The following is a 22,543-nucleotide window of genomic DNA, read 5'->3' as shown; positions in this document are numbered from 1 at the left end:
ATGGTCTCTACTTTGAAGGATGCTTGGAAAATACCAGATCTGCGACGGAAGATATTATTTACCCTAGCATTGCTGTTTGTATATCGATTGGGATCCTTCATACCGGTCCCGTTTGTTGATCTTACACAGTTAAGCTCACTTGTCAATGACAATGGAATGTTTGGATTGTTTAACATTATTTCTGGAGGTAACTTTAAAAATTTCACAATTTTTGCGATGAGTATAACTCCTTATATTAATGCATCGATCATCATGAATCTACTGGCATTTGCTATTCCGGCTTTGGAAAAATTGCAAAAAGAAGGTGAAGAAGGGCGTAAGAAACTAGCACAGTACACGCGCTTTTTAACAATATTATTAGCAATAATCCAGGCTCTGGGAATGAGTTTATCCTTTGGTAATTTACTGACTGAGAAGACAACACTAACTGTCTTTACAGTTGTTTTATGTATCACTGCAGGAACAGCTTTTCTTATGTACTTAGGTGAACAGATCACCGAAAATGGCATTGGTAATGGTATTTCACTGATTATTTTTGTCAGTATTATTTCTAGAATTCCGTCAGGAATTTCTGAGATGTATAATTATATTACAATTGGAACCATGACCGCCATTAGCTTAATATTATTCCTTGTTTTTATAGTTGTTGTTGTATTTGGAGTAGTTGCAGTTAATGAAGGTCAACGGAGAGTTCCCGTACAATATGCAAAACGTGTTGTGGGAAGAAAAATGTATGGTGGTCAAAGTACTCACATTCCACTAAGAGTAAATATGGCAGGAGTTATTCCAGTAATATTTGCAAGTTCATTAACATTATTTCCAGCAACAATTTCAAGCTTTTTTCCGACATCGGCTTTTGCAAATTGGGTAACAACCTATTTTTCATGGGGATCAGTTGCAGCAACGATCATCTATGTTGTATTAATAATTGCGTTTACCTATTTTTATACGGCTGTAACATTTAATCCGTATGATGTAGCGGACAATATAAAAAAACAAGGTGGTTATGTTCCAGGAATTCGACCGGGAAAACCAACGGTTGATTATTTGTCAAGAATTACGAATCGATTAACATTATTTGGTGGCGCATTTTTAGCGATTATTGCCATTATTCCTATTTTTGTAGGCAATGTTATGGGAGTCAATCTTCAATTTGGAGGAACTAGTCTTCTAATTATTGTTGGTGTAGCTCTTGAAGTAGTTAAAACACTTGAGTCGGAAATGATGATGAGAAACCATCAGGGATTTTTAAAATCATAGTATAAACTGGAGATGAATGAGAAATGAGAATTGTATTATTAGGACCTCCGGGGGCTGGTAAGGGGACGCAGGCAAAACTTATTTGTGAAACCTACAATATCCCTCATATTTCAACCGGTGATCTTTTTAGAGAAAATATGAACAATGATACTCCCCTCGGGAAAAAAGCAAAAGATTTTATGGCAAAGGGCCTTTTGGTGCCGGATGACCTGGTAGTTGATATGGTAGAGGATCGTCTCACTCATGACGACGTTGTGAGTGCAGGTTATGGTTTTTTACTGGATGGATTTCCACGAACCGTTTTTCAGGCTGAAGCTTTAGATGGAATCAGCAGGAAAAGAGATTTGGAATTGGATTTTGCGATTAATTTAGAAGTACCTTTAGATGTTTTAGTCGAGAGGATTTCTGGACGAAGAATCTGTCCAAGCTGTCAGGCAACCTATCATGTAATTTTTAATCCTCCCAAGGTTGAAGGAGTCTGTGATTTAGACGGTGCTTCTTTGTATCAACGAGAAGATGACAAGGTTGAGACGGTGAAAAAACGAATTCAGGTATATCAGGAACAAACAGAACCACTGATAGCATTTTATAAAGAAAAACAAAAGATTGTTGATATTAATGGACTCCAAAATATGAATGATGTTTTTGAAGACATAAAGAGAGTTTTAGACGGAGTTAATACAATATGATAACCATAAAATCTCACAAGGAAATTGAACTTATGAGGCATGCAGGCAGTATTGTCGCCGGTGCCCATGCCTTGGTGGGGAAATTGATAAGACCGGGAATAACAACTCTGGAATTGGATCACGCTGTTGAAAAATTCATTAAGGATGCAGATGCGATTCCAACTTTCAAGGGTTACGGAGGATTTCCAAAATCAATTTGTGCTTCAGTTAACGAAGAAGTCGTTCATGGTATTCCAGGCAAGCGCAAGCTACTGGAAGGTGATATTATCAGTATCGATATTGGGGCAACTTACAAGGGTTACGTCGGAGATGCAGCCATGACCCATGGGGTTGGAAATATTTCTAAAGAGGCACAAAGACTAATTGATGTTACCAGAGAATCTTTTTTCAAAGGTATAGTTTATGCAAGAGAAGGATATCGGTTATCCGATATATCAAATGCAGTACAAACTTATGTTGAAGAAAATGGTTTCTCAGTCGTTCGCGATTATGTTGGACATGGCGTTGGAAAGAAAATGCACGAAGATCCCCCGATCCCCAATTATGGATTAAAAGGACACGGACCGCGTTTGCGTCAGGGAATGACATTAGCTATTGAACCAATGGTGAATGTTGGAACCTATGATGTCGTTGTGCTTGATAATGACTGGACGGTTGTCACCACAGATGGCAAACTTTCTTCACATTTTGAGCATACGATATTGATAACTGGAACTGCCGAACCTGAGCTTTTAACAGTGATCTAGGTTGGTGAACAAATGAATGGTTTTATAGTTGGACAAGTGGTTCGTTCCGTAGCTGGTCGTGATAAGGGTCAGTTTATGGTGGTTATTGAAGTGTTGGATGATCAGTTCATCTATGTATGCAATGGAAAACTTCGTAAAGTGAGTAATCCAAAAAAAAAGAAGATCAAACACTTAGCGAAGACGAATCACATTGCCACAGATATTCGTGATAAAATATTAGATGGAAAAAAGATAAGTAACGCTGAGATTAGAAAAATACTCGAGTCCTATCACATGCCTAATGGTGTTGGGGATGAGAATCGTGAGGAGGTTTGATCAATGGCCAAAAAAGATGTTATCGAGGTTGAAGGCTCTGTTGTGGAGTCATTACCTAACACTATTTTCTTAGTAGAATTGGAAAATGGACATCAGATAACTGCACATATTTCGGGAAAACTTCGTATGAATTATATTCGTATTTTACCTGGCGATAAGGTAGTTGTTGAATTATCCCCATATGATTTGACCCGCGGGCGTATCGTATGGCGTGGGAAAGGGAAATCATAAAGGAGGCATTTAAATGAAAGTTAGATCATCAGTAAAAAAAATTTGTGAAAAGTGCAAAATCATTAAAAGGAATGGCCGTGTTATGGTAATTTGCGAAAACCCAAAACACAAACAACGACAAGGTTAAATCCGTCGAAACCAGAAAAAAAGAACATGGCCGCGGCAATTTTAGTCATGTTCATGAGATAAAGTGAAACAAATCGCTGAGAGTTAATGAGTTACGTCACTAACACGACTTAATCCTCAGTATTTAGAAAACAATTTAGGAGGTACACACCCTATGGCAAGAATTGCCGGAGTCGATTTGCCCCGAGATAAGCGGGTAGAAATTGGATTAACTTATATTTATGGTATTGGGCATTCTAGATCGTTACAGATCTTAAAAGCTTTGAATATCAACCCTGATACTAGAGTTAAAGATTTGACTGAAACTGAAGTCAATGATCTTAGAAATATCTTGGATGAAAAATACACTGTTGAAGGAGACCTTCGTCGAGAAGTAAACTTAAACATTAAACGATTGATCGAAATTGGATCTTACAGAGGGTTGCGTCATCGTCGAGGTCTTCCAGTCAGAGGACAGAAGACAAAGACAAATGCCAGAACACGTAAGGGCCCTAAACGAACAGTTGGAAGAAAGAAATAGGAGGGCTTAATAATGGCAGTAAAAAAATCGAGAAGAAAAGTAAAAAAAGTTAAAAAGAATATCGAACGTGGTCAAGCCCATATTCAATCTTCTTTCAACAACACAATTGTTACCATTACAGATATGTCCGGGAATGCTTTATCTTGGGCTAGTTCTGGTGGTTTAGGTTTTAAAGGTTCTCGTAAGAGTACGCCTTTTGCTTCCCAAATGGCAGCAGAAGAAGCTGCTAAAGGAGCCATGGAGCATGGATTAAAAACTGTTGAGGTTTTAGTCAGAGGCCCTGGTTCAGGACGTGAGGCAGCTATTCGTGCTTTACAGGCGGCCGGATTGGAAATTACCCTTATCCGAGATGTTACGCCTATTCCACATAACGGTTGTCGACCACCTAAGCGACGACGAGTATAATAGGAGGGCGAAGAAATGTCAAGAAATATAGAAGCTTCATGCAGACAGTGTAGACGTGAAGGTGCAAAATTGTACCTTAAGGGAGAACGTTGTTATTCAACGAATAAATGTGCGTTTGAGAGACGTCCAACACCACCTGGCCAACATGGAAAAAGAAGAACAAAAATATCAGAATATGGACTTCAATTACGTGAAAAACAAAAAGCAAAACGTATTTACGGAATATTGGAAAAACAGTTTAGATCATATTTTGAAATTGCTGAAAAACAAAAGGGAATTACAGGTCATAATTTATTAATCCATTTAGAGTCACGTTTAGATAATGTAGTTTATCGATTGGGTTTAGCTACTTCTCGTAAGGAAGCTCGACAATTAGTAGATCATGAGCATTTCCTTATTAATGGTAAAAAAATAAATATTCCTTCATACATTACCAGAGAAGGAGATACAATTGAAGTTCGACCAAAGAGTAAAAAGTCTCAAAAATTCAAAGACATTATAGAAGTGACCGAAAATAGAACAGTTGTACCTTGGTTGTCTAAAGATGTTGAAACTCTATCAGGTAAAATCATTGGAAGACCGGCAGTAGAAGACATTGATGTCGAAATTGCTGAACATCTTATTGTTGAATTGTATTCTAAATAGGCTACATGTTCGGGAACCAATTAACCCTCATGTTAATGAATGGATTATAAATAAGTAGGAGGGTCTTGATAAATGATCGAATTCGAAAAACCAATTATCGAAATTGTTGATAAAAAAGACGACGAAACCTATGGGCGGTTTGTCATTGAACCTTTAGAAAGAGGATATGGAACAACTCTGGGTAATAGTCTAAGAAGAATTATGTTATCATCCTTACCGGGTGTGGCAGTAACATCAGTTAAAATAGAAGGCGTTTTACATGAATTTTCTACCATCCCAGGAGTTAAGGAGGACGTTATTGAAGTCCTTTTAAATCTCAAGGGTCTAGCGGCGGAAATATATTCAGACGAACCAAAAGTAATTTATATTGAAGCATCAGAAGAAGGCGAAATTACAGCAGGAGACATTATAGCAGATTCTGATGTAGATATTTTTAACCCTGAGATGCATATAGCTACTTTAGCTAAGGGTGGAACCCTCAATATGGAAATGCGGATCGAAAAAGGTCGAGGTTATGTAGCGGCAGATAAAAACAAGTATCCAGGAATGCCGATTGGGACAATTCCAATGGATTCAATTTTTTCTCCCATTTTAAAAGTTAATTTTTTAGTGGAAAATACCCGCGTTGGACAAATCACCGATTTTGATAAGCTAACGATCGATATATGGACGGATGGAACGACAACACCGGAAGAAGCTTTGTCTTTGGCAGCTAAGGTATTAAGTGAACACCTTAACTTGTTCATCAATTTAACCGAACATGCTACAACTGTGGAAATCATGGTTGAAAAAGAAGAAAGTGAAAAAGAACGTATTCGTGAAATGTCGATTGAAGAATTGGAACTTTCAGTGAGATCCAGTAATTGTTTGCGACGTGCGAATATTGATACAGTCGAAAAATTAACACAAAGAAGTGAAGAGGATATGATTAAAGTACGTAACCTCGGACGTAAATCTCTTAATGAAATCAAGCACAAACTCGCAGAAATTGGGTTGTCCTTGAGTCAAGAAGAAGAAAAGGCAAAGGAGTAATAGTACTATGGCGGGATATCGAAAACTAGGCCGTCCCTCTGATCAGCGAAGAGCATTATTGCGTAATCTTACCACAGCCCTTCTAGAACACGGGAAAATAGAAACTACCGTAACCAGAGCGAAGGAAGTTAAAAGATTAGCAGATAAAATGGTCACATTAGGTAAAAGAGGCGACTTACATGCCAGAAGGCAGGCAATTGCATATATAACACAAGAAGTTGTAGTTAAACAGTTGTTTGACGAAATAGCACCTAAATATACTGAAAGAAACGGTGGGTACACTCGAATTTATCGAGTTGGACCACGTCGCGGCGATGGCGCAGAAATGGCTATAATTGAATTAGTATAATTTATGATGCAAAAGAAAGGGATTAAGATGTTATTTATGCTTAGTCCCTTTCTTGCATTTGCAGGTCAATAAAGAGAAGAAGCAGATATTGCATTTTGGCAACTGTCCGGGAACAGGTCGAAACAAGCGTGTAGTTTCGACCTGTAAAATTCTCATGATTAACACCAAAGAAGGAATAAACAAGTGACTATGGAACAAAAAGTAAAAATGATCGAAGTACGGGATGTTCAATTTGTATATCCTGGTAACAACGAAAACGAATCTGTTAATGCTTTAAGTGGTGTGAATTTTCATATTGATAAAGGCGAGTTTGTTGGGATTATTGGTCATAATGGATCTGGAAAATCAACACTTTCTAAATTACTTAATGCCATTATATTTCCCACAAAAGGCGATGTAATTGTCAATGGATTAAACACAAAGGATCATGAACATTTGTGGGATATTCGCCAGACGGCTGGAATGGTATTTCAAAATCCTGACAACCAATTGGTCGCTACTATTGTGGAAGACGATGTTGCTTTCGGCCCAGAAAATCTTGGAGTTCCTTCTTTGGAAATCAGAGAACGAGTTGATCGGGCACTAGCAACAGTGGAAATGCAGGCATATGCACATCAAAAGCCACATCAATTATCTGGAGGCCAGAAACAACGTGTCGCAATTGCCGGAATTTTAGCGATGGAACCTGAATGCATTATCTTTGACGAACCGACTGCAATGCTAGATCCTTCAGGACGACGTGAAGTTATGGAAACCATCAAGAAATTGAATCGGGATAAAAATATGACAGTGATTCATATCACACATTATATGAGTGAAATTATAAATGCAGATCGTATTATTGTTTTGGATCAAGGTAAAATCGTAATGGAAGGGTCACCGGAATCAATATTTAAAAATGTTCGCGCCCTTAAAAAAATAGGTTTAGATGTTCCGCAGATGACGGAACTTGCTTATGAACTGAGAAATGCGGGAATGGACATCAGAGATAATATTCTCAGTATTGATGAAATGGTGGATGCTTTATGTCGGTAGAAATTAGAAATCTTTCACACATTTATTCAAAAGGGTCGCCTTTTGAATTTCAGGCACTCAATAATATCAATGTTACGATTGAAGACGGCAGTTTCATCGGGATTATTGGGCATACCGGTTCAGGAAAATCGACATTGATACAGCACCTTAACGGATTGTTAACACCGACATCAGGAACTGTATTGGTTGATGGCGAGGATATCTTCAATAAAAAAAAATCAGAAATGATTCAACTACGTCATCGGATCGGTTTGGTTTTTCAGTATCCGGAACACCAGCTGTTTGAAGAAACTGTCCAAAAGGACGTGGCTTTTGGTCCGAAGAATCAAGGCTTATCTGAAGAAGACGTGAACAACCGAGTCCGGCAATCAATAAAAATGGTTGGATTGAATTATGATGAAGTTAAGGATAAATCACCTTTTGAACTTTCAGGAGGACAAATGCGGAGAATTGCCATAGCAGGTGTTTTGGCTATGGAACCATCGGTATTAATCCTTGATGAACCAACAGCAGGTCTTGATCCAAGAGGCCGGGAAGAAATACTGGCACAAATTAAATCGCTGCATACACAAAAAAAAATGACGGTGATTTTAGTATCACACAGCATGGAAGACATTGGAAGATTAGTTGAAAAAATATTAGTAATGAATGCCGGTGAAGTTGTATTTTATGACTCGCCTAATCGTGTATTTACGGAAATAGAGACACTTGAGAGCATTGGACTAGCTGTACCGGAGGTGACATACCTTATGAAACGACTTAAAACAAAATATCCCGAAATACGAGAAGATATTTTTACCGTGGAAGCAGCAAAAGACGAAATTCTCAAAGTCATAAGAGGGTAACAAGATGTTAAAAGATGTTACTATTGGACAGTTTTATCCAACCGGATCGGTTATTCATAAATTGGATCCCCGGACTAAGCTATTGTTTACGACCGCGTATATTGTGATGTTATTTTGTATTAACAATTTATGGGGCTATTTAGCTACTTTTTTAGTATTAGTTGTTGTTACGCTGATATCAAAAATTCCTGTGGGATATATTATCCGTGGAATTAAAGGGTTGGTACTCATTATATTATTAACGGTGACGTTAAATTTGTTTATGACACCTGGAAACGTGATTGCCTCACTTGGTCCTTTTAACATAACTTTGGAAGGATTGAAGATTGCGACATTTATGGCTTTGCGATTGATATTTCTAATTGTTGGAACCAGTATCATGACACTAACCACGTCGCCGCTAGATTTAACCGATGGCATGGAATGGTGTATGCGATTTATTCCATTTGTTCGTCGTTATGCGCATGAGCTTTCCATGATGATGTCAATTGCACTGCGATTTATCCCAACTTTAATGGAAGAAACTGATCGGATCATGAAAGCACAAAAAGCGAGAGGTGCAAATTTTGAAACAGGCAACATTATTTCAAGAGCAAAAAATCTTATTCCGATTCTGATACCGCTATTTATTTCGGCATTTCGAAGAGCCGATGAACTAGCAACAGCAATGGAAGCCCGGTGCTATCGAGGCGGTGAAAACAGAACGCGGATGAACCAGCTGATATTTGAAAATAGAGATCGCGTCTCTTTTGTCCTAATGTTTATGATGATCGGTGGTTTGATCTTAACAACGATGATAAAGATGCCGCTGATATTTCCTATATAGAGAGAAAAAATGAAAAATATAAAATTGATTATCAGTTATCGCGGAACCCATTACTCTGGATGGCAGGTTCAAACCAACGGCATTACGATTCAAGAAACTATTGAAAAAGCGATTAAACAATTAACTGGTGAACGAATAAACCTTATCGGTTCCGGAAGAACGGATGCCGGAGTTCACGCAATTGCACAATGTGCGAATTTTTTAACTGAATCCACAATCCCTCCGGATGCTTTTTATAAAGCGCTTAATACAAAGCTGCCGGATGATATTCGTATTCTTGAAAGCCAGTGGTGTGATCAAAGTTTTCATAGCCGTTATGATGCAAAAGGAAAGAGCTATATTTATAAAATATGTGAAGACCAGGTGGTTAGTCCTTTTACAACAGATTTGGCATTTCATGTTGCCGATTCCCTTGATTGGAAAGCGATGAAAGAAGCTGCAGCGCATTTTATTGGTGAACATGATTTTAGATCATTTATGGCAAGTGGAAGTTCGGTCAAAAGCACGGTGCGAACAATTGAAGAGATTTCTTTTGAGAAAAATGACAGTCTTCGAGAAATTACGTTTAAAGGAAATGGCTTTTTATACAACATGGTTCGGATTATGGTGGGAACCCTCTATGAAGTTGGACGTCATCGTATTGCCGCCCTTGATATACAAAAGATCATTTTAAGCAAGGATCGAAGTTTAGCGGGGATTACAGCACCTGCATACGGGCTTTATCTTAAAGAAGTGTATTATGAGAATAAATTAGACTTAAATGAGAACAAATAACTTGACACACCCGGGAAGATGCTATAAAATTAATGATGGACGTTAATGTATCCTTAGCCCAGATACGAGAAAATACGATTTCCGATAACTCCCACTTATCGGAAAACCAAAAATAAAACAAATAAGAAATTATAAACTGAGGAGGACTTTTGAGATGAATGCGAATGCTACAAAAATGGCCAAATCTCATGAAATAGACCGTAAATGGTATGTTATTGATGCAGAAGGTAAGGTATTAGGAAGATTAGCTACAGAAGTTGCTGATATTTTGCGAGGTAAAAACAAACCGATTTATTCACCACATATGGATTGCGGTGATTTTGTAATTATTATCAATGCTGAAAAAATTGTATTGACAGGAAACAAATTGGATCAGAAATTATACAAAACATATTCCGGTTATTCCGGAGGGTTAAAGGAAATGACTTACAGAAAATTCTTAGCTGAGAAACCAGAACTTTTGGTTTTCAAAGCAGTAAAGGGTATGATCCCTCATAACAAATTAGGGGATAAGGTCGCTACAAAACTTAAAGTTTATGCTGGTAGTGAACATCCACACGCTGCGCAATTGCCAGAAGTTTACGAATTTTAACGCTGAGAAGGAGGATATAGAGAATGGCTAAAGTACAATATTTTGGAACTGGAAGAAGAAAAACCTCGGTTGCCCGAGTTCGTTTATTACCCGGGAGTGGAAAATTTACAATTAACGGACGTGATATTGATGAATTTTTCGGAATGGAAACACTTAAAGTAATCGCAAGACAGCCTTTAAAATTAACTGAAACCCTGGATACATATGATGTGATCGTTAATGTTCATGGCGGCGGATTTACAGGACAAGCTGGAGCAATCAGACATGGGATTTCCCGTGCATTGCTTGAAGCGGATATCAACCTGAGACCTGCACTTAAACGTGCCGGTTACTTAACCCGAGATTCTCGAATGGTTGAAAGAAAGAAATACGGTCTTAAAAAAGCCCGTCGTGCACCACAGTTTTCAAAACGTTAATAACAGACTTTTCACAGGGTCCTGCGACATTCAATGTTGCAGGACTTTTAAGTGTTACAATAGTTAATTAAGAAAGTAGGAATTTATGAACAACAAACAGCCCATTATAAACATTGCTGTCATCGCCCACGTCGATGCCGGGAAATCTACGCTAGTAGATGCCCTTTTAGGACAAAGCCATGTTTTTAGGGATAATCAGGAGGTTGTAGACTGTGTTATGGACAGTAATGACCTGGAACGTGAACGTGGTATCACTATTTATTCAAAGAACTGTTCAATCATGTACAAGGATATTAAAATCAACATTGTCGATACACCAGGGCATGCCGATTTTTCATCAGAAGTTGAACGTATTTTAAAAACCGTCGATACTGTCGTTCTTTTAGTCGACTCCAGTGAAGGGCCGATGCCTCAAACACGTTTTGTATTAAACAAATCATTGGAACAGGGCTTAAACCCAATTCTGTTTATCAATAAAATTGACAAAAAAGATCAACGTGCCGAAGAAGTGGTCGATATGGTTTTTGATCTTTTCGTAGAATTGAAAGCGACTGACGAACAATTGGATTTTCCGGTACTTTATGGTATCGCAAAAGAGGGCATTGCAATTCGGGATATGAGTGATGAAAGAGTCAATTTACAACCACTTTTTGAAACCATCGTTGAACACGTTGGACTACACGATGATATGAGTCTGGAACCTTTGCAAATTCAGGTTTCATCACTTGCTTATGATGATTACATTGGCCGCTTGGGAATTGGAAAAATATACACTGGTACCATTCATGCCGGGGATCAAGTAGAAGTCTGTAAACAAGACGGCACGTTTAAAAAAGAAAAAATTAATCAGGTATTTGTTTACAAGGGTTTGGCTAGAGTTGAAGTCAAAGAGGCAAAAGCCGGTGATATTGTTGTAATTTCCGGTATTTCAGATATTTCGATTGGTGAGACCATTGGTGAAGTTAACCAGGTTCAACCGATGGAAATGATTGAAATTGAGGAACCGACACTGTCAATGAACTTCATGGTAAACAAATCGCCATTTGCAGGACAAGTTGGAAAATTTGTTACGACTCGTCATATTAGAGCTCGTCTTGAAAAAGAACTGGAAGTAAATGTTGGATTAAAGGTAGAAGAAATGGATGATACGACTGATGGATTCAAGGTTTCCGGCAGAGGGGAACTGCATCTGTCGATTCTGATAGAAAATATGCGTCGTGAAGGCTATGAACTTGCCGTATCAAAACCGGAAGTCATTATGCATCGTGATGAAAATGGAAAACTAATGGAACCGGTTGAAGGTGTCATTATTTCTGTTCCTGAAAAATATTCTGGTGCGGTTATTTCCAAACTAAATGTTCGAAAAGGACAAATGGAAACTATGTACTCTGATGAAGGCTGGACGAAAATGGAATTTCTAGTGCCAACTCGTGGCTTATTAGGGTATCAAAGTGAATTTATCAATGATACCCATGGTGAAGGAACCATGGTTCGCCGCTTTGCTTCTTTTGAACAGCATAAAGGGGATATTCCGCAACGACAAAATGGCGTACTCATTTCACAATTCAATGGCGAAACCATGGCATACTCACTTTTCAATTTAAGTGATCGTGGGGAAATGATGGTTGCTGCAGGAACCAAGGTATATGAAGGTATGGTCATTGGGATTAATAATCGTAGCGATGACATGACCGTTAACCCAACTAAGAATAAAAAGATGACAAATGTTCGTTCTTCAGGAACAGATGAAGCTTTGAAATTAATTGAACCCAAGATAATGACGTTAGAGCAGGCTTTAGAGTTTATTAATGATGATGAGTTGGTAGAAGTAACGCCAAGTGATATTCGAATCCGAAAGAAAGTACTATCTGAATTAGACCGGAAAAGAACTAAACGCTAAGCAGGTTAATTGCTTCAAAATAATTTTGAATTCTATGTTTGTATCGACAACCTCAGGAACGCACGATCGGTGTTTCTGAGGTTGTTAAAATAAGGGAATAAAAAGAAATTCATATTAATTTAAATAATCAATCAAAATAGATTGACCATTAAACTTTTTATGTGCTATGATGAGTAAAATCTTAGCTAGGAGGTTAACAACAAATGATTGATATTGATAAGCAGGAAGCTGAAGAAGGCAAAGTAATTTCTATTTTTGCATACCTTGGTATTTTATTTTTAATTCCATTGTTGGCCGGAAAAGATAATAAATTTGCACAGTTTCATGCAAATCAGGGCTTGGTATTGTGTTTGGCATCTTTCGCAATGTGGATTGTGTATTCAATTTTAAATTTGCTCTTTTTACCCTTCGGGATTTTAGGCGGTATTCTTAGCATGATCATCGGATTAGTTTATCTTGTCGCTTCATTGGGAATTTTGGCACTTATGATTATTGGAATAATAAATGTCGTGAATCTTGATGCAAAACCTCTTCCCGTTCTTGGTAGTATTACATTAATAAAATCCTACTAGTCATTCATTTAAAAGTTGATCATAATAAAAAGCATTACTAAAATAGTAGTGCTTTTTTACTTTACATAATAATTTTGGAAAGTTGGCTATAAATACAACTGTATTATAGAAATGAAGCAAAAGGTATTTAGCAAAATTTGTTTGTGAATGCTATAACATTAAAAAAGGTGGTAAAGAAATGGAAAATAGTGATAAGGGAAAAAAAAATAAGCCGGAGATGAGTGAAATGACATTTAGAAATTATCTGTTTTTGATTTCTTTCGCCATTTGTCTTTTTGTTGCGTTGTTAAACATTAATTACTTAGTCGGTTATTTAGGCATATTTATGAACATCATTACACCGGTATTGATTGGATTAGGAATAGCATTTGTCTTAAATATTCCCATGTCTTTTATCGAAATACATTTCTTGACTTTTATGGGAAAATTTAAGAATAAGAAAAATAAAGACTTAAGTAAGACTAAACGTATTATTGCGATAACCATTACATTTGTTATGGTGCTGGGAATTATTGCCGCTATTATTACATTTATTGTTCCACAAGTAAGCGAAAGTGTAAATACACTTATTGATAAATTACCAGGATATATTGATTCATTTAATACTTTGGTAGATCAGGGACTAGCATTCTTTGGACTGCCGGCAACATTGTGGAATGATCTCACGATTCAATGGGATGAACTATGGGGTCAATTTGGAGGGATGGTGATCAATTCAGTACCAGAAATATTTAATGTTACGAAAAGCGTCACAACCGGGATCGTTAATATCATAATGGGGATCGTAATTTCAATCTACCTTCTTGCAGACAAGGAAAAACTTTTGGCTTTAAAGGACAAACTCATTTATGCTTATATCCGAAAGGATCGAGCCGATTTTATACAAGATGTGAGCATTACTGCTAATCAGGTCTTTCATGGCTTTATTGCAGGCCAATTGACAGAAGCTTTTATTCTGGGAACTCTCTGCACTATCGGGTTGGCGATTCTGCAAATTCCCTATGCCCTGCTCATCGGGGTTCTTGTCGGGATGACCAGTGTTATTCCTGTATTTGGAGCATTTCTTGGTGCCGTTCCCAGTGGCTTTATATTATTAGTGGTCAATCCATTCTATTGTCTGATTTTTGTAATTTATATTGTTGTACTCCAGCAAATTGAGACCAATTTGATATATCCACGGGTCGTGGGAAGTTCAGTTGGCCTATCAGGTCTTTGGGTGCTAATCGGAATGATTATCGGTGGAAGTCTGTTCGGTATTCTGGGGACTATTTTAGGAATACCTACTTTTGCTGTTATTTATGCAGTATTTAGAAAAATAACAAACGAACGCATTATCAAGAAGACTATGAGTGATATTGAGTAAAATAAAAAGGGACTCCGGCAGTTTTGCCGAAGTCCTTTTTTAAGTTGAATTTATTTGTTTTTAAATTTATTTTTTTCAATTCGTTGTTTTACCTTAGAGACAAGCAGAGAAAGGCTTGCAGTGAAATTTTGAATTCCAGAATAAAGAGGATGACGATTGTCAAAATCACGAATATCACCATTTTGATTCAATAATCGATTGGGTGGGTGATTACGATGGGGAAGTCTTGATTCTGTCCCGACAACAATTCGTTTTGTGGCAATGTTAATGAATAGTATATTGACGACATCCCAGGCGCATTCATAAGCTATTATTTTGTCCTGGTTTTCTTTGATTTGGAGAGTGTATTTGCGAATGAATTCGGCCGAAAAGCCCTGGCTGTTAAAAGTAATACAATGAGATATCTTATTGCCATCAACAATGGTAATATATTGTCCATTATTTCCGCCTTTGGAATGGCCGGTGATGATGTAGTCGTTAATATTAAAGGTATCATTTACCTCATGAAAAAATTCCAGTGCCTTTATTTGTTGCGGGGTATCACAAAGAAAACCGCCCTTAATGTTATCAAGCCATCCAGTACCTGTGGTACCGCGAAAAGCAATGATTCCAGTATTCTCAGCTTGTTCAAAAAAGCAATATGCGACAAGAGCACTTTTTGGATGATTGGTATAAGCAAGGACCTTTAAAGAAGTGAGATGCGAATTCGTTTGAATTAAATGTAGGGAATTTGACCACTCGGTTGAAGACATGGCACAATCTCCTGCTAAGAATTTAACCCTTTTTAAGAGCGCTGTAACCATTTCACCAACCGTATAATCATGAAGTGCCGATGCGGCGATTGGAAGATCCAATGCCGCAAGTTGACTGAGTAAGTTGAGCTCATTGTGATATAACATGTCTTTTACTTCCTATTAATTATGTTTTCAAAATAATTATTTTTTAACGCTTTTCTGGTTTGAATCAGGATTGTTTTTGGTCTTATTTTTTGCTAAAATTGCTTTGTATATTTCTAATGATGATTGAAAGTTATGGTGGGACATGCCGGGAAATGCTTTCATAATACGTTTATGTGCATAACGGTTGATTTTTCTGGTTTCATTAATACGATTAACCAGATAAATGACCAGATTTTGGGCGGAATCCATGGTCTCGGCAAGGGTACTATCTTTTAATTCCTGGACCTTGCTTTGGGCGGAATCGATGGCATCTGCCAGCGTACCATCTTTTAATTCCTGAATCTTCGCAGTAAATTCATGAGCGGTTGAGATTCCTTTATCTTTTAAACTGTCTTTGAATTCGATCGTGGCATCATAAATGCTGACCAGTTTTTTATTAAAGACGAGAGTTTCATGGGTTGATTCAACCACATCGCAGAGAAAAAAAACAGCCATGACGGTTGCAATAATTTGAATCCACAAAGAAGAAAAACTGGTAATAATTCCCTGGACAAAAGGATAAATAAAATACATCAGGGCTAGGGACATGATGCCAAAGAAAAATGAATTAAGCAAACAGACGCGACCGTTAATATTATATTTTTTATTTGAGTAATCCCACCATTTGGCATGAAATAGTTTTTCCATCCCCCAACTAGTGATGTATTCTAGAATGCTGGTAAAAACAACACCCAGTAAAAATACTACCGGGGCATCGCTGGTGAAGGGCAGCAGAAACATAACAATAAATAGAGCACCAACACCATATATGGGACAATAAGGTCCGATTAAAAAACCGCGGTTGGTAATTTTTCTCTCAAGGATTGAGCAATAAACAACTTCACAGACCCAACCGATGAAGGAATAGAGGATAAAACAAATAAAGAGAAGACTTAGTGCATAGTACATAAATACTTCCTTTCCGGCTGCTATTATTAAATCATTTTAACATATCAAATTGATGTCTCATAGATAAATCTGTTTTCCTGGATAAATAGTTGTTAAATACAAATATTTATCCAAGATCAATGGATATGTTTTAGTTTTTTAAGACGATATCGTTTATAATAAAAGAAATAAGTCGTCAACAAACACTTATAATGGTGTAAATAAAACTAATTAACATAATAAAGGGAGACCATAAAATGAAAACAACTCATATTGAAATTACCAGCAATGAACAACTGCTTGATATTACCCAAAGCGTCAGAGATTATATCTCTGAAATACGGTTAAAAGATGGCTTTGTCCATATTCAAATTCCGGAAAGAACATCAGCGGTTTCCCTTTCGGTTAACGATAATTGGCGTTTGGAGAAGGAATTCTTCAATAAGATCAATCATCTATTGCCGAAGTATGATGGCATGAAATTTACCGGTTGGACAACTGCAAATGTTAAAGCAAGCATTTTTGGCATGACGATTCAAATCATGGTTCAGGATGGAACGTTGATACTCGATAAAAATCAAAGTATTTATTTTGTTGAATTTCAGGGTCCGGGAGAACGACAGTATTTTATGAGCTCCGTGGGGACGACATTGTTAGAAAATGAAAAACCAGAGATGCCAAACGATCTGAAGATACTATATAAAACACGCGAAAAATTTGAAGCCGAACAAGAAAAAATTAAAGAAGAAATGCGTAATGAATGGAAGCTTTGTGAGGAAAAACGATTATTGCTGGAAAAGGAAAAGGAAAAGGAAATAGAGCAATCAGAAGAATAATAAATAGTGCGGATAGATACATAAATGGTGTAAAAACAAGGGATGAACGATGAAAAAAACAGAAAGGCAGTAAAAAATGAGCTGGAAATTCTTGGAAACCGATAAAATAATAAAAACGACAGAATTGTCTGATTTTATTAATACAGAGTCTTATGTGCCGGATGATTTTTTGAATTTCTTTGGAAAAGAAGGAGAACGGCTGGCATTAATGTTTAATGGTCGTGAATATCCGGCATATGTTGAAACTGAAGGCGGAAACCCAAAACTAAAATTGAGTAAAGTACTGATCCGAAAATTTGGAGAAGTATTTCCGCAATATAATTCTTGGTTTCAGGATATTAAAGATTCGGAAAAGACCCCATGTATTGAAATAACAAAAGAAAGTGATCACTATAATATAAGATTACTAATTGAAAATGAAGAAATGAACGGTAATAAAGAGGAAATTATTGAAGAAAAAAAGGAGGAACCCAAACAAAAAAAATCAAGATTACAAGGTTTGTTAAAAAAGTGGATTATCGACTACCCGAATTACTATCCCAGAGACTTTAGATTTTCATTTAAGGACGTTATTAATGAAGAAATACCAAGTGCTTTGGAAGGACTTGAAAATATTAAAACCGGAAATTACAATATTCAAGGATTTGCCGGAGATACACAGTGGGCAGAAATTCCCTGGGTTATGGTGACGGATAAACGGATCGAAAACAGTATTGATAATGGCCTTCATCTCGTTTATTTTCTGGCAATGGATAGCAGAAAATTATATTTATCAATTATTTACACAGAAAGCGGTCTGGGGATAAGAAGTCTTTCGGAGAAAGTGAATGAACTGAAAGAGAAAGTTGATACTAAAAATTATAAAACAAATCATCAAGAAGTGCTGTTGGCGAATGCGACATTGGTTTCAGGGATTCTTTGCTATCGTGAATACACAGAGGATATGCCGGAAGATAATGTGTTGGAAACCGAATTCGAAGATTTTAGAAAAATATATGCTGCTTGTTTAGCAATGGATTCAGAACCGATGGAAATCGCCAGCGATGATGAATTTATGGAAGCGTCAATAGAAAATCATCAAGAGTTGGTGGAAGAAAATACTTCGGAGTTGCTTCAAAATGAAGTGGCAGAGCCGGAACAAAAAGACCAACGGATTTTCAAAAAGGGAATAGCATACAACGAAATTGATGATGAATCAGATGCAATGGATTTAGAAATTCAGATGCCTAATATTGAAGAAGTAGGACAAACAGAAAAAATAAAAAAAGAGTCAGGATCGATAAAATCGAAAGAAAACTTTATTTTTGAAGAAAAAAAGGAAGATGATAATATTGTAAATGAACCCAATGAAGGTAGTGAGTATCAAAAAGAAAATGTGAAAAAAAGCGTTCAGGATGAAAGAGATTTTATTAAAGAATTGAAACATTATCCAGTAAAAAATGAAACCCTGACATCCTATCTTCAATTAATATTGGCAAAAATGGCAAACAAGGGGTTCATTTATCCTTCAGAACTCGTAAAAAGCTATTATCTTTCTTTAAAATCAAAACCTTTCGTGATGATTAAGGGATATGTCGGCAGTGGAAAAACAAGCTTGCCGCGTCTATTTGCTGAATCCATTGGTGCTAATGCTGAAAATGGACGATTCCTTAGGGTATTAGTTGGGAAAAATTGGGAGGACGAAAAAAGTATTTTCGGAACCTTAGATAGTCGAGGGCATTTTATTCCAAGGCCGATCATGATGATTTTAAAAAGTTCAAAAGAAAACCCCGAGAAACCGCATTTTTTTCTTTTTGATGAAATGGATCGATCTTTGCCGGAAAATTATATGCGATTATTACTGGAAGGTATCAATGGAAATGATGAACCATTTCTGTCACGGGAAGATTTTGGGGCGGATGTTGCTGCGTATCGAGAATATGGCGAGCTTCATTTCCCTGATAATCTATATGTTGTTGGAACGATTAACGGGGGGCCTGCTAGCTTTCCGATAGAGGCCAGAGTTATTGATAGCGGAAATACCCTTGAAATGCCAATGGTTGAAATAAGTGCTTTTCCTAATTTTGGAAGTTCAGTCGGGGAAAGTAATTGGGATAACAATCAGTTTAAACTTCAAAACAAAGCTCAAGGTTTGTCGGAAATCATCGAAAAACTCATGTATTTATTGAATGAACTTCAAAATATTTTAGCAAACTTTGATCATCCAATGGGGTACCGCGGGAAAAATGAGATTTTAGCATTTGGGATAAATAGTGGTGTAGAAAGTTTGTTTAGTGAAAAAGAAGTCATTGATCTGGCAATCCGGCAAAGGATTCTTCCCGCTATAAATGAACAAAAAGATAAAAACGAGGATGTTTACAAAGTATTGGCATGCTTTGGTTTAGAAGCAAGCTTAAAGCAAAGTTTGTTAAATGAAGAGACCCAAATGAAGTTTTGCAACCGCCTGGAAAAGATATTGAAAGTAGAAGCGTTGCCCTGTCCGAGAAGTTGTAAGGAGATTATAAAGAAAATGAAAAGCTTGATAGAATAAAAAAAGGCGACAGCCTTTTTTTATTCAGCTTTTTCAAGAGTGGAATCATTATTTGGTAATAAAGTGATTAATTCTTTAATTAATTCCTGACGGCGTAAAATTCCGATAAAAGTACCCAAGTCGTCAACCAAAGGAATAAAGTTTTGGCTTACCGCGAGTTCAACTAAATGTTCATAACTTTCATTGATTCGAGCGACTTCAACTTTTGTTTTGAATTCAACATCTTTAATTCTAAAAGAATTTAAATCAATTTCAGGGTGTGTTAAACTTAAGTTTAAGGATCTTAAGAGATCACCTTCGCAAATGGTGCCAATATACTGTCCTTTTTTGTTGATGACTGGCAGCGCAGTATAATTGGTAATAATAAACATGTTATACGCTTGCTGAAATGAATCGGTATTGGTTAAAAAGACAGTATCACTTTTTGGTAATAAATAGAATAAATGGTTTTTCATAGAAAAGAGCTCCTTATTCTTTACTAAATATTTTTAGAAATATGTTGTTCAAACATTCTAACATGATTCTTTAAAAAATCCCTTAATGATTTTTCTTAACGATGACTGTAATAATATGAAAAAAAATATTTTTATTTTCGCGTGAAGGGATGGTTAGTGTATAATTAACATAACGAATAAATGGGGAATACAATATGCAGGAATTTTTATTATATATACAATCAAGAATAACAATCAACAGTTTCATAGAAGTGGTTATCATCACCTTAATAGTATATAAGCTATTGCTGTGGATTAGAGGAACACAGGCAGAACAAGTATTTAAAGGCTTGATCCTGTTGCTTTTTTGTGCACCGCTCAGTTCATGGTTGGGATTTACAACTTTAAATTTAATTATCACAAGTGCATTTACGTGGGCTTTTATTTTGGTTGTGGTTGTATTTCAGCCTGAGTTTCGTTCAGCTTTGGAACAACTGGGTAATAACCGACTATTCAAGGGATTGTTAAAAAAGCCATCGATGGATTTTTTAATTAAAGACGTTAATAAGGTGATTAAATCAGTTATAGCCCTGGCAGAAGAAAAGACTGGTGCACTGATTGTTTTAGAGAAAAATACGGGCCTTAACAATATTGTGGAGACGGGCGTTGAACTGGATGCCGACATCAGCAGCGAGTTGCTTGAAAATATTTTCACACCCAATCGCCCATTGCATGATGGAGCTGTGATTCTTAAATTATGGTCCAGTCAAGTTCGGGCTGCCGGGTGTTTATTGCCACTTTCTGATAATCGGGACCTTGGAAGTGAACTTGGAACGAGACATCGGTCGGGTTTGGGAATGACGGAAAAATCAGATGCAATTGTTGTTATTGTGTCTGAAGAAACGGGCCATATATCCTATGCTCTAAAAGGGACACTTTATCAGGATGTTATCCCGGATATGCTTAAACAGGTTATTTTAGAAAACTTTAGCGTAAAAGAAGAAGGCAATAACTACGGATGGTTTTATAAATTATGGGAGAAAAAAGATGGTAAATAAAAAGAAAATCCCGTTATATGAAAAACTCATTCGTCTTTTTATTGCAATCGGGATTGCAATTACACTTTGGTTCATAGTTAATGGAAATTCAGATATGCTGATCACCCAGGAGTACAATAGCATACCGATAACACTCACAAATGTGGATACATTAACTGGAAAAAACCTGGTTCTAGCAGAAGATAAAAATTATTATCTTAATTTGCAGGTAAAAGGAACGGATAAAAACCTTAGAAACATCAGCATGAAAGATATAACAGCAGAGGCAGACTTAAGTGACATTGGTGCAAAAGGCACCTATGAGTTGGAAATTGCTGTAAAGGGTTTGCCGAATTCAGTCATCGTCACCAGTATGAATCCGACAACGCTTCAAATTGAGGTAGACAATATTATCAAAGAGGATCTGGACGTTGCGATTGTGCTGGAAGGAACTCCGGCAAATGATCTTTCGGTCATATCGGCAGAATCTACTGAAAAGGTTGAAGTGGAAGGCCCAGAAGATTCACTGGCGAGAATTGATAAAATAACGGGAACCGCCGATGTTAATGGCTTAACCAAGGATACAACGCAACACTTGACGGCTACAGCTTATGATGCTTCGGGAAATGCCATTGATGATGTGGATATATTACCAAATGTTGTTCCGGTGGAGATTGTTCTCGGAAAAACAAAATCCATCAGCATCAGTCCATCAATATCCGGAAATCCTGCCAGTGGCTATAGTGTTGCTGGAGTTCAGGTAGAACCTTCAAAGGTAGTGATTGGTGCAAAAGAAGATCTGCTCACTTCGATTGAGTCGATTCCGATGGATGCCATTGATGTATCCGAACAATCGAAAACATTTACCAAAGATGTTAATTTGACGCCGCCAACGGGATGTTATTTTTTAGATGGCAGCGGTAAAGTGAAAGTAACCGTAAATATTGAAAGCTCAGTAGCAAAAAGTTTCACCTTGGATAAAGTAAATGTGACTAATTTAGGCGCAGGCCTAGTTGTTTCAAAAATTAAAGATACAAAGGTCGTACTGAAATTGGAAGGAGCAAACAGTATCATAAATAGTCAAAATGCCTCTCAGATGGATGCATTTGTTGACTGCTCCAATCTCGGCCCGGGTGAATATGAGTTGCCAATTCAGACTAACTTATCGCAAGCTTTAGTGAAATCAATCACGCCAGCAAAAACAACGGTAACGATCGAATAAAAAAAGAGAATTGCAAA

Annotated in this window: 27 protein-coding genes; 24 read left to right on the top strand and 3 right to left on the bottom strand. The window is 37.0% G+C overall.

Annotated elements, in window-relative coordinates:
• The 20 genes from secY (at window position 1) to FZC40_RS11645 (ending at window position 14,641) form a co-directional block, all read left to right on the top strand.
• On the top strand, window positions 1–1,260 hold the full coding sequence (gene secY, locus FZC40_RS11740) for a preprotein translocase subunit SecY (RefSeq protein ID WP_148604570.1): 1,260 nt from the start codon (window positions 1–3) through the stop codon (window positions 1,258–1,260).
• Between the two features lie 23 nt (window positions 1,261–1,283).
• Window positions 1,284–1,949, top strand: a complete 666-nt coding sequence (locus FZC40_RS11735; protein ID WP_148604568.1) for an adenylate kinase — start codon at window positions 1,284–1,286, stop codon at window positions 1,947–1,949.
• Window positions 1,946–2,695 (top strand): type I methionyl aminopeptidase, encoded by a 750-nt coding sequence (map, locus tag FZC40_RS11730; protein WP_148604566.1) that lies wholly within the window; start codon window positions 1,946–1,948, stop codon window positions 2,693–2,695. Before FZC40_RS11735 ends, map begins: the two co-directional genes overlap by 4 nt.
• Before the next feature lie 12 nt (window positions 2,696–2,707).
• A complete protein-coding gene (locus FZC40_RS11725) occupies window positions 2,708–3,010 on the top strand; it encodes a KOW domain-containing RNA-binding protein (protein ID WP_148604564.1) in 303 nt (100 codons plus the stop codon).
• Between the two features lie 3 nt (window positions 3,011–3,013).
• The gene (gene infA / locus FZC40_RS11720; protein ID WP_026393614.1) at window positions 3,014–3,241 is read left to right on the top strand and encodes a translation initiation factor IF-1; all 228 of its coding nucleotides are present in this window, start codon (window positions 3,014–3,016) and stop codon (window positions 3,239–3,241) included.
• Between the two features lie 13 nt (window positions 3,242–3,254).
• The gene (rpmJ, locus tag FZC40_RS11715; protein ID WP_148568141.1) at window positions 3,255–3,368 is read left to right on the top strand and encodes a 50S ribosomal protein L36; all 114 of its coding nucleotides are present in this window, start codon (window positions 3,255–3,257) and stop codon (window positions 3,366–3,368) included.
• Between the two features lie 153 nt (window positions 3,369–3,521).
• Entirely contained in the window at window positions 3,522–3,887 is a 366-nt protein-coding gene (gene rpsM, locus FZC40_RS11710; RefSeq protein WP_148568142.1) for a 30S ribosomal protein S13, read from the top strand.
• A gap of 12 nt (window positions 3,888–3,899) precedes the next feature.
• Window positions 3,900–4,292 carry a 30S ribosomal protein S11 gene (gene rpsK / locus FZC40_RS11705; protein WP_148568143.1) on the top strand — a complete coding sequence of 131 codons (393 nt, stop codon included), beginning with the start codon at window positions 3,900–3,902 and terminating at the stop codon, window positions 4,290–4,292.
• A 15-nt stretch (window positions 4,293–4,307) separates the two neighbouring features.
• On the top strand, window positions 4,308–4,937 hold the full coding sequence (gene rpsD / locus FZC40_RS11700; RefSeq protein ID WP_148568144.1) for a 30S ribosomal protein S4: 630 nt from the start codon (window positions 4,308–4,310) through the stop codon (window positions 4,935–4,937).
• Between the two features lie 72 nt (window positions 4,938–5,009).
• Window positions 5,010–5,969, top strand: a complete 960-nt coding sequence (locus FZC40_RS11695) for a DNA-directed RNA polymerase subunit alpha (protein WP_148604561.1) — start codon at window positions 5,010–5,012, stop codon at window positions 5,967–5,969.
• 7 nt (window positions 5,970–5,976) lie between these two features.
• Complete coding sequence (gene rplQ, locus FZC40_RS11690; RefSeq protein ID WP_148568146.1) at window positions 5,977–6,318, top strand: 50S ribosomal protein L17; 342 nt, start codon at window positions 5,977–5,979, stop codon at window positions 6,316–6,318.
• Window positions 6,319–6,507: 189 nt separating this feature from the next.
• Window positions 6,508–7,353 (top strand): energy-coupling factor transporter ATPase, encoded by an 846-nt coding sequence (locus tag FZC40_RS11685; RefSeq protein WP_148604559.1) that lies wholly within the window; start codon window positions 6,508–6,510, stop codon window positions 7,351–7,353.
• Window positions 7,344–8,198, top strand: coding sequence for an energy-coupling factor transporter ATPase (locus tag FZC40_RS11680; protein ID WP_148604557.1), 855 nt, complete (start codon window positions 7,344–7,346; stop codon window positions 8,196–8,198). The genes FZC40_RS11685 and FZC40_RS11680 overlap by 10 nt, the downstream gene beginning before the upstream one ends.
• A gap of 4 nt (window positions 8,199–8,202) precedes the next feature.
• Window positions 8,203–9,024: an energy-coupling factor transporter transmembrane component T family protein gene (locus FZC40_RS11675; RefSeq protein ID WP_148604555.1), complete on the top strand. Its 822-nt coding sequence runs from the start codon at window positions 8,203–8,205 to the stop codon at window positions 9,022–9,024.
• 9 nt (window positions 9,025–9,033) lie between these two features.
• Window positions 9,034–9,798, top strand: coding sequence for a tRNA pseudouridine(38-40) synthase TruA (gene truA / locus FZC40_RS11670; RefSeq protein WP_148604553.1), 765 nt, complete (start codon window positions 9,034–9,036; stop codon window positions 9,796–9,798).
• Window positions 9,799–9,952: 154 nt separating this feature from the next.
• A complete protein-coding gene (gene rplM, locus FZC40_RS11665; RefSeq protein ID WP_148568150.1) occupies window positions 9,953–10,390 on the top strand; it encodes a 50S ribosomal protein L13 in 438 nt (145 codons plus the stop codon).
• Window positions 10,391–10,413: 23 nt separating this feature from the next.
• Window positions 10,414–10,806, top strand: coding sequence for a 30S ribosomal protein S9 (gene rpsI / locus FZC40_RS11660; protein ID WP_148568151.1), 393 nt, complete (start codon window positions 10,414–10,416; stop codon window positions 10,804–10,806).
• 85 nt (window positions 10,807–10,891) lie between these two features.
• Window positions 10,892–12,706 (top strand): translational GTPase TypA, encoded by a 1,815-nt coding sequence (gene typA / locus FZC40_RS11655; RefSeq protein ID WP_148604551.1) that lies wholly within the window; start codon window positions 10,892–10,894, stop codon window positions 12,704–12,706.
• Window positions 12,707–12,909: 203 nt separating this feature from the next.
• Entirely contained in the window at window positions 12,910–13,278 is a 369-nt protein-coding gene (locus tag FZC40_RS11650; protein ID WP_148604549.1) for a hypothetical protein, read from the top strand.
• Between the two features lie 178 nt (window positions 13,279–13,456).
• The gene (locus FZC40_RS11645) at window positions 13,457–14,641 is read left to right on the top strand and encodes an AI-2E family transporter (protein ID WP_148604547.1); all 1,185 of its coding nucleotides are present in this window, start codon (window positions 13,457–13,459) and stop codon (window positions 14,639–14,641) included.
• A gap of 50 nt (window positions 14,642–14,691) precedes the next feature.
• Here FZC40_RS11645 and FZC40_RS11640 read toward each other — a convergent pair whose 3' ends face one another.
• Window positions 14,692–15,540 carry an Mbeg1-like protein gene (locus tag FZC40_RS11640; RefSeq protein ID WP_148604545.1) on the bottom strand — a complete coding sequence of 283 codons (849 nt, stop codon included), beginning with the start codon at window positions 15,538–15,540 and terminating at the stop codon, window positions 14,692–14,694.
• Between the two features lie 36 nt (window positions 15,541–15,576).
• Complete coding sequence (locus FZC40_RS11635) at window positions 15,577–16,488, bottom strand: putative ABC transporter permease (RefSeq protein WP_148604543.1); 912 nt, start codon at window positions 16,486–16,488, stop codon at window positions 15,577–15,579.
• Between the two features lie 236 nt (window positions 16,489–16,724).
• Between FZC40_RS11635 and FZC40_RS11630 the strand changes: the two genes are divergently transcribed.
• Together FZC40_RS11630 and FZC40_RS11625 are read left to right on the top strand one after the other, a co-directional pair.
• Window positions 16,725–17,303 carry a YjbQ family protein gene (locus tag FZC40_RS11630; RefSeq protein WP_148604541.1) on the top strand — a complete coding sequence of 193 codons (579 nt, stop codon included), beginning with the start codon at window positions 16,725–16,727 and terminating at the stop codon, window positions 17,301–17,303.
• A gap of 76 nt (window positions 17,304–17,379) precedes the next feature.
• Window positions 17,380–19,833, top strand: a complete 2,454-nt coding sequence (locus FZC40_RS11625) for an MrcB family domain-containing protein (protein ID WP_148604538.1) — start codon at window positions 17,380–17,382, stop codon at window positions 19,831–19,833.
• A gap of 20 nt (window positions 19,834–19,853) precedes the next feature.
• Here FZC40_RS11625 and FZC40_RS11620 read toward each other — a convergent pair whose 3' ends face one another.
• A complete protein-coding gene (locus tag FZC40_RS11620; RefSeq protein ID WP_148604536.1) occupies window positions 19,854–20,288 on the bottom strand; it encodes a CBS domain-containing protein in 435 nt (144 codons plus the stop codon).
• Window positions 20,289–20,482: 194 nt separating this feature from the next.
• On the opposite strand from FZC40_RS11620, the gene cdaA reads away from it, so the two are divergent.
• Together cdaA and FZC40_RS11610 are read left to right on the top strand one after the other, a co-directional pair.
• Window positions 20,483–21,325 carry a diadenylate cyclase CdaA gene (gene cdaA / locus FZC40_RS11615; RefSeq protein WP_148604534.1) on the top strand — a complete coding sequence of 281 codons (843 nt, stop codon included), beginning with the start codon at window positions 20,483–20,485 and terminating at the stop codon, window positions 21,323–21,325.
• A complete protein-coding gene (locus FZC40_RS11610; protein WP_148604532.1) occupies window positions 21,315–22,526 on the top strand; it encodes a CdaR family protein in 1,212 nt (403 codons plus the stop codon). Before cdaA ends, FZC40_RS11610 begins: the two co-directional genes overlap by 11 nt.
• The last annotated feature ends 17 nt before the right edge of the window (window positions 22,527–22,543 follow it).

Origin of the sequence: Acetobacterium tundrae, assembly GCF_008086615.1 — a bacterium.
GTDB lineage: Bacteria > Bacillota > Clostridia > Eubacteriales > Eubacteriaceae > Acetobacterium > Acetobacterium tundrae.
Note: the sequence above shows the minus strand (reverse complement) of the source record. Positions and strands in the feature narration are given on the sequence as shown.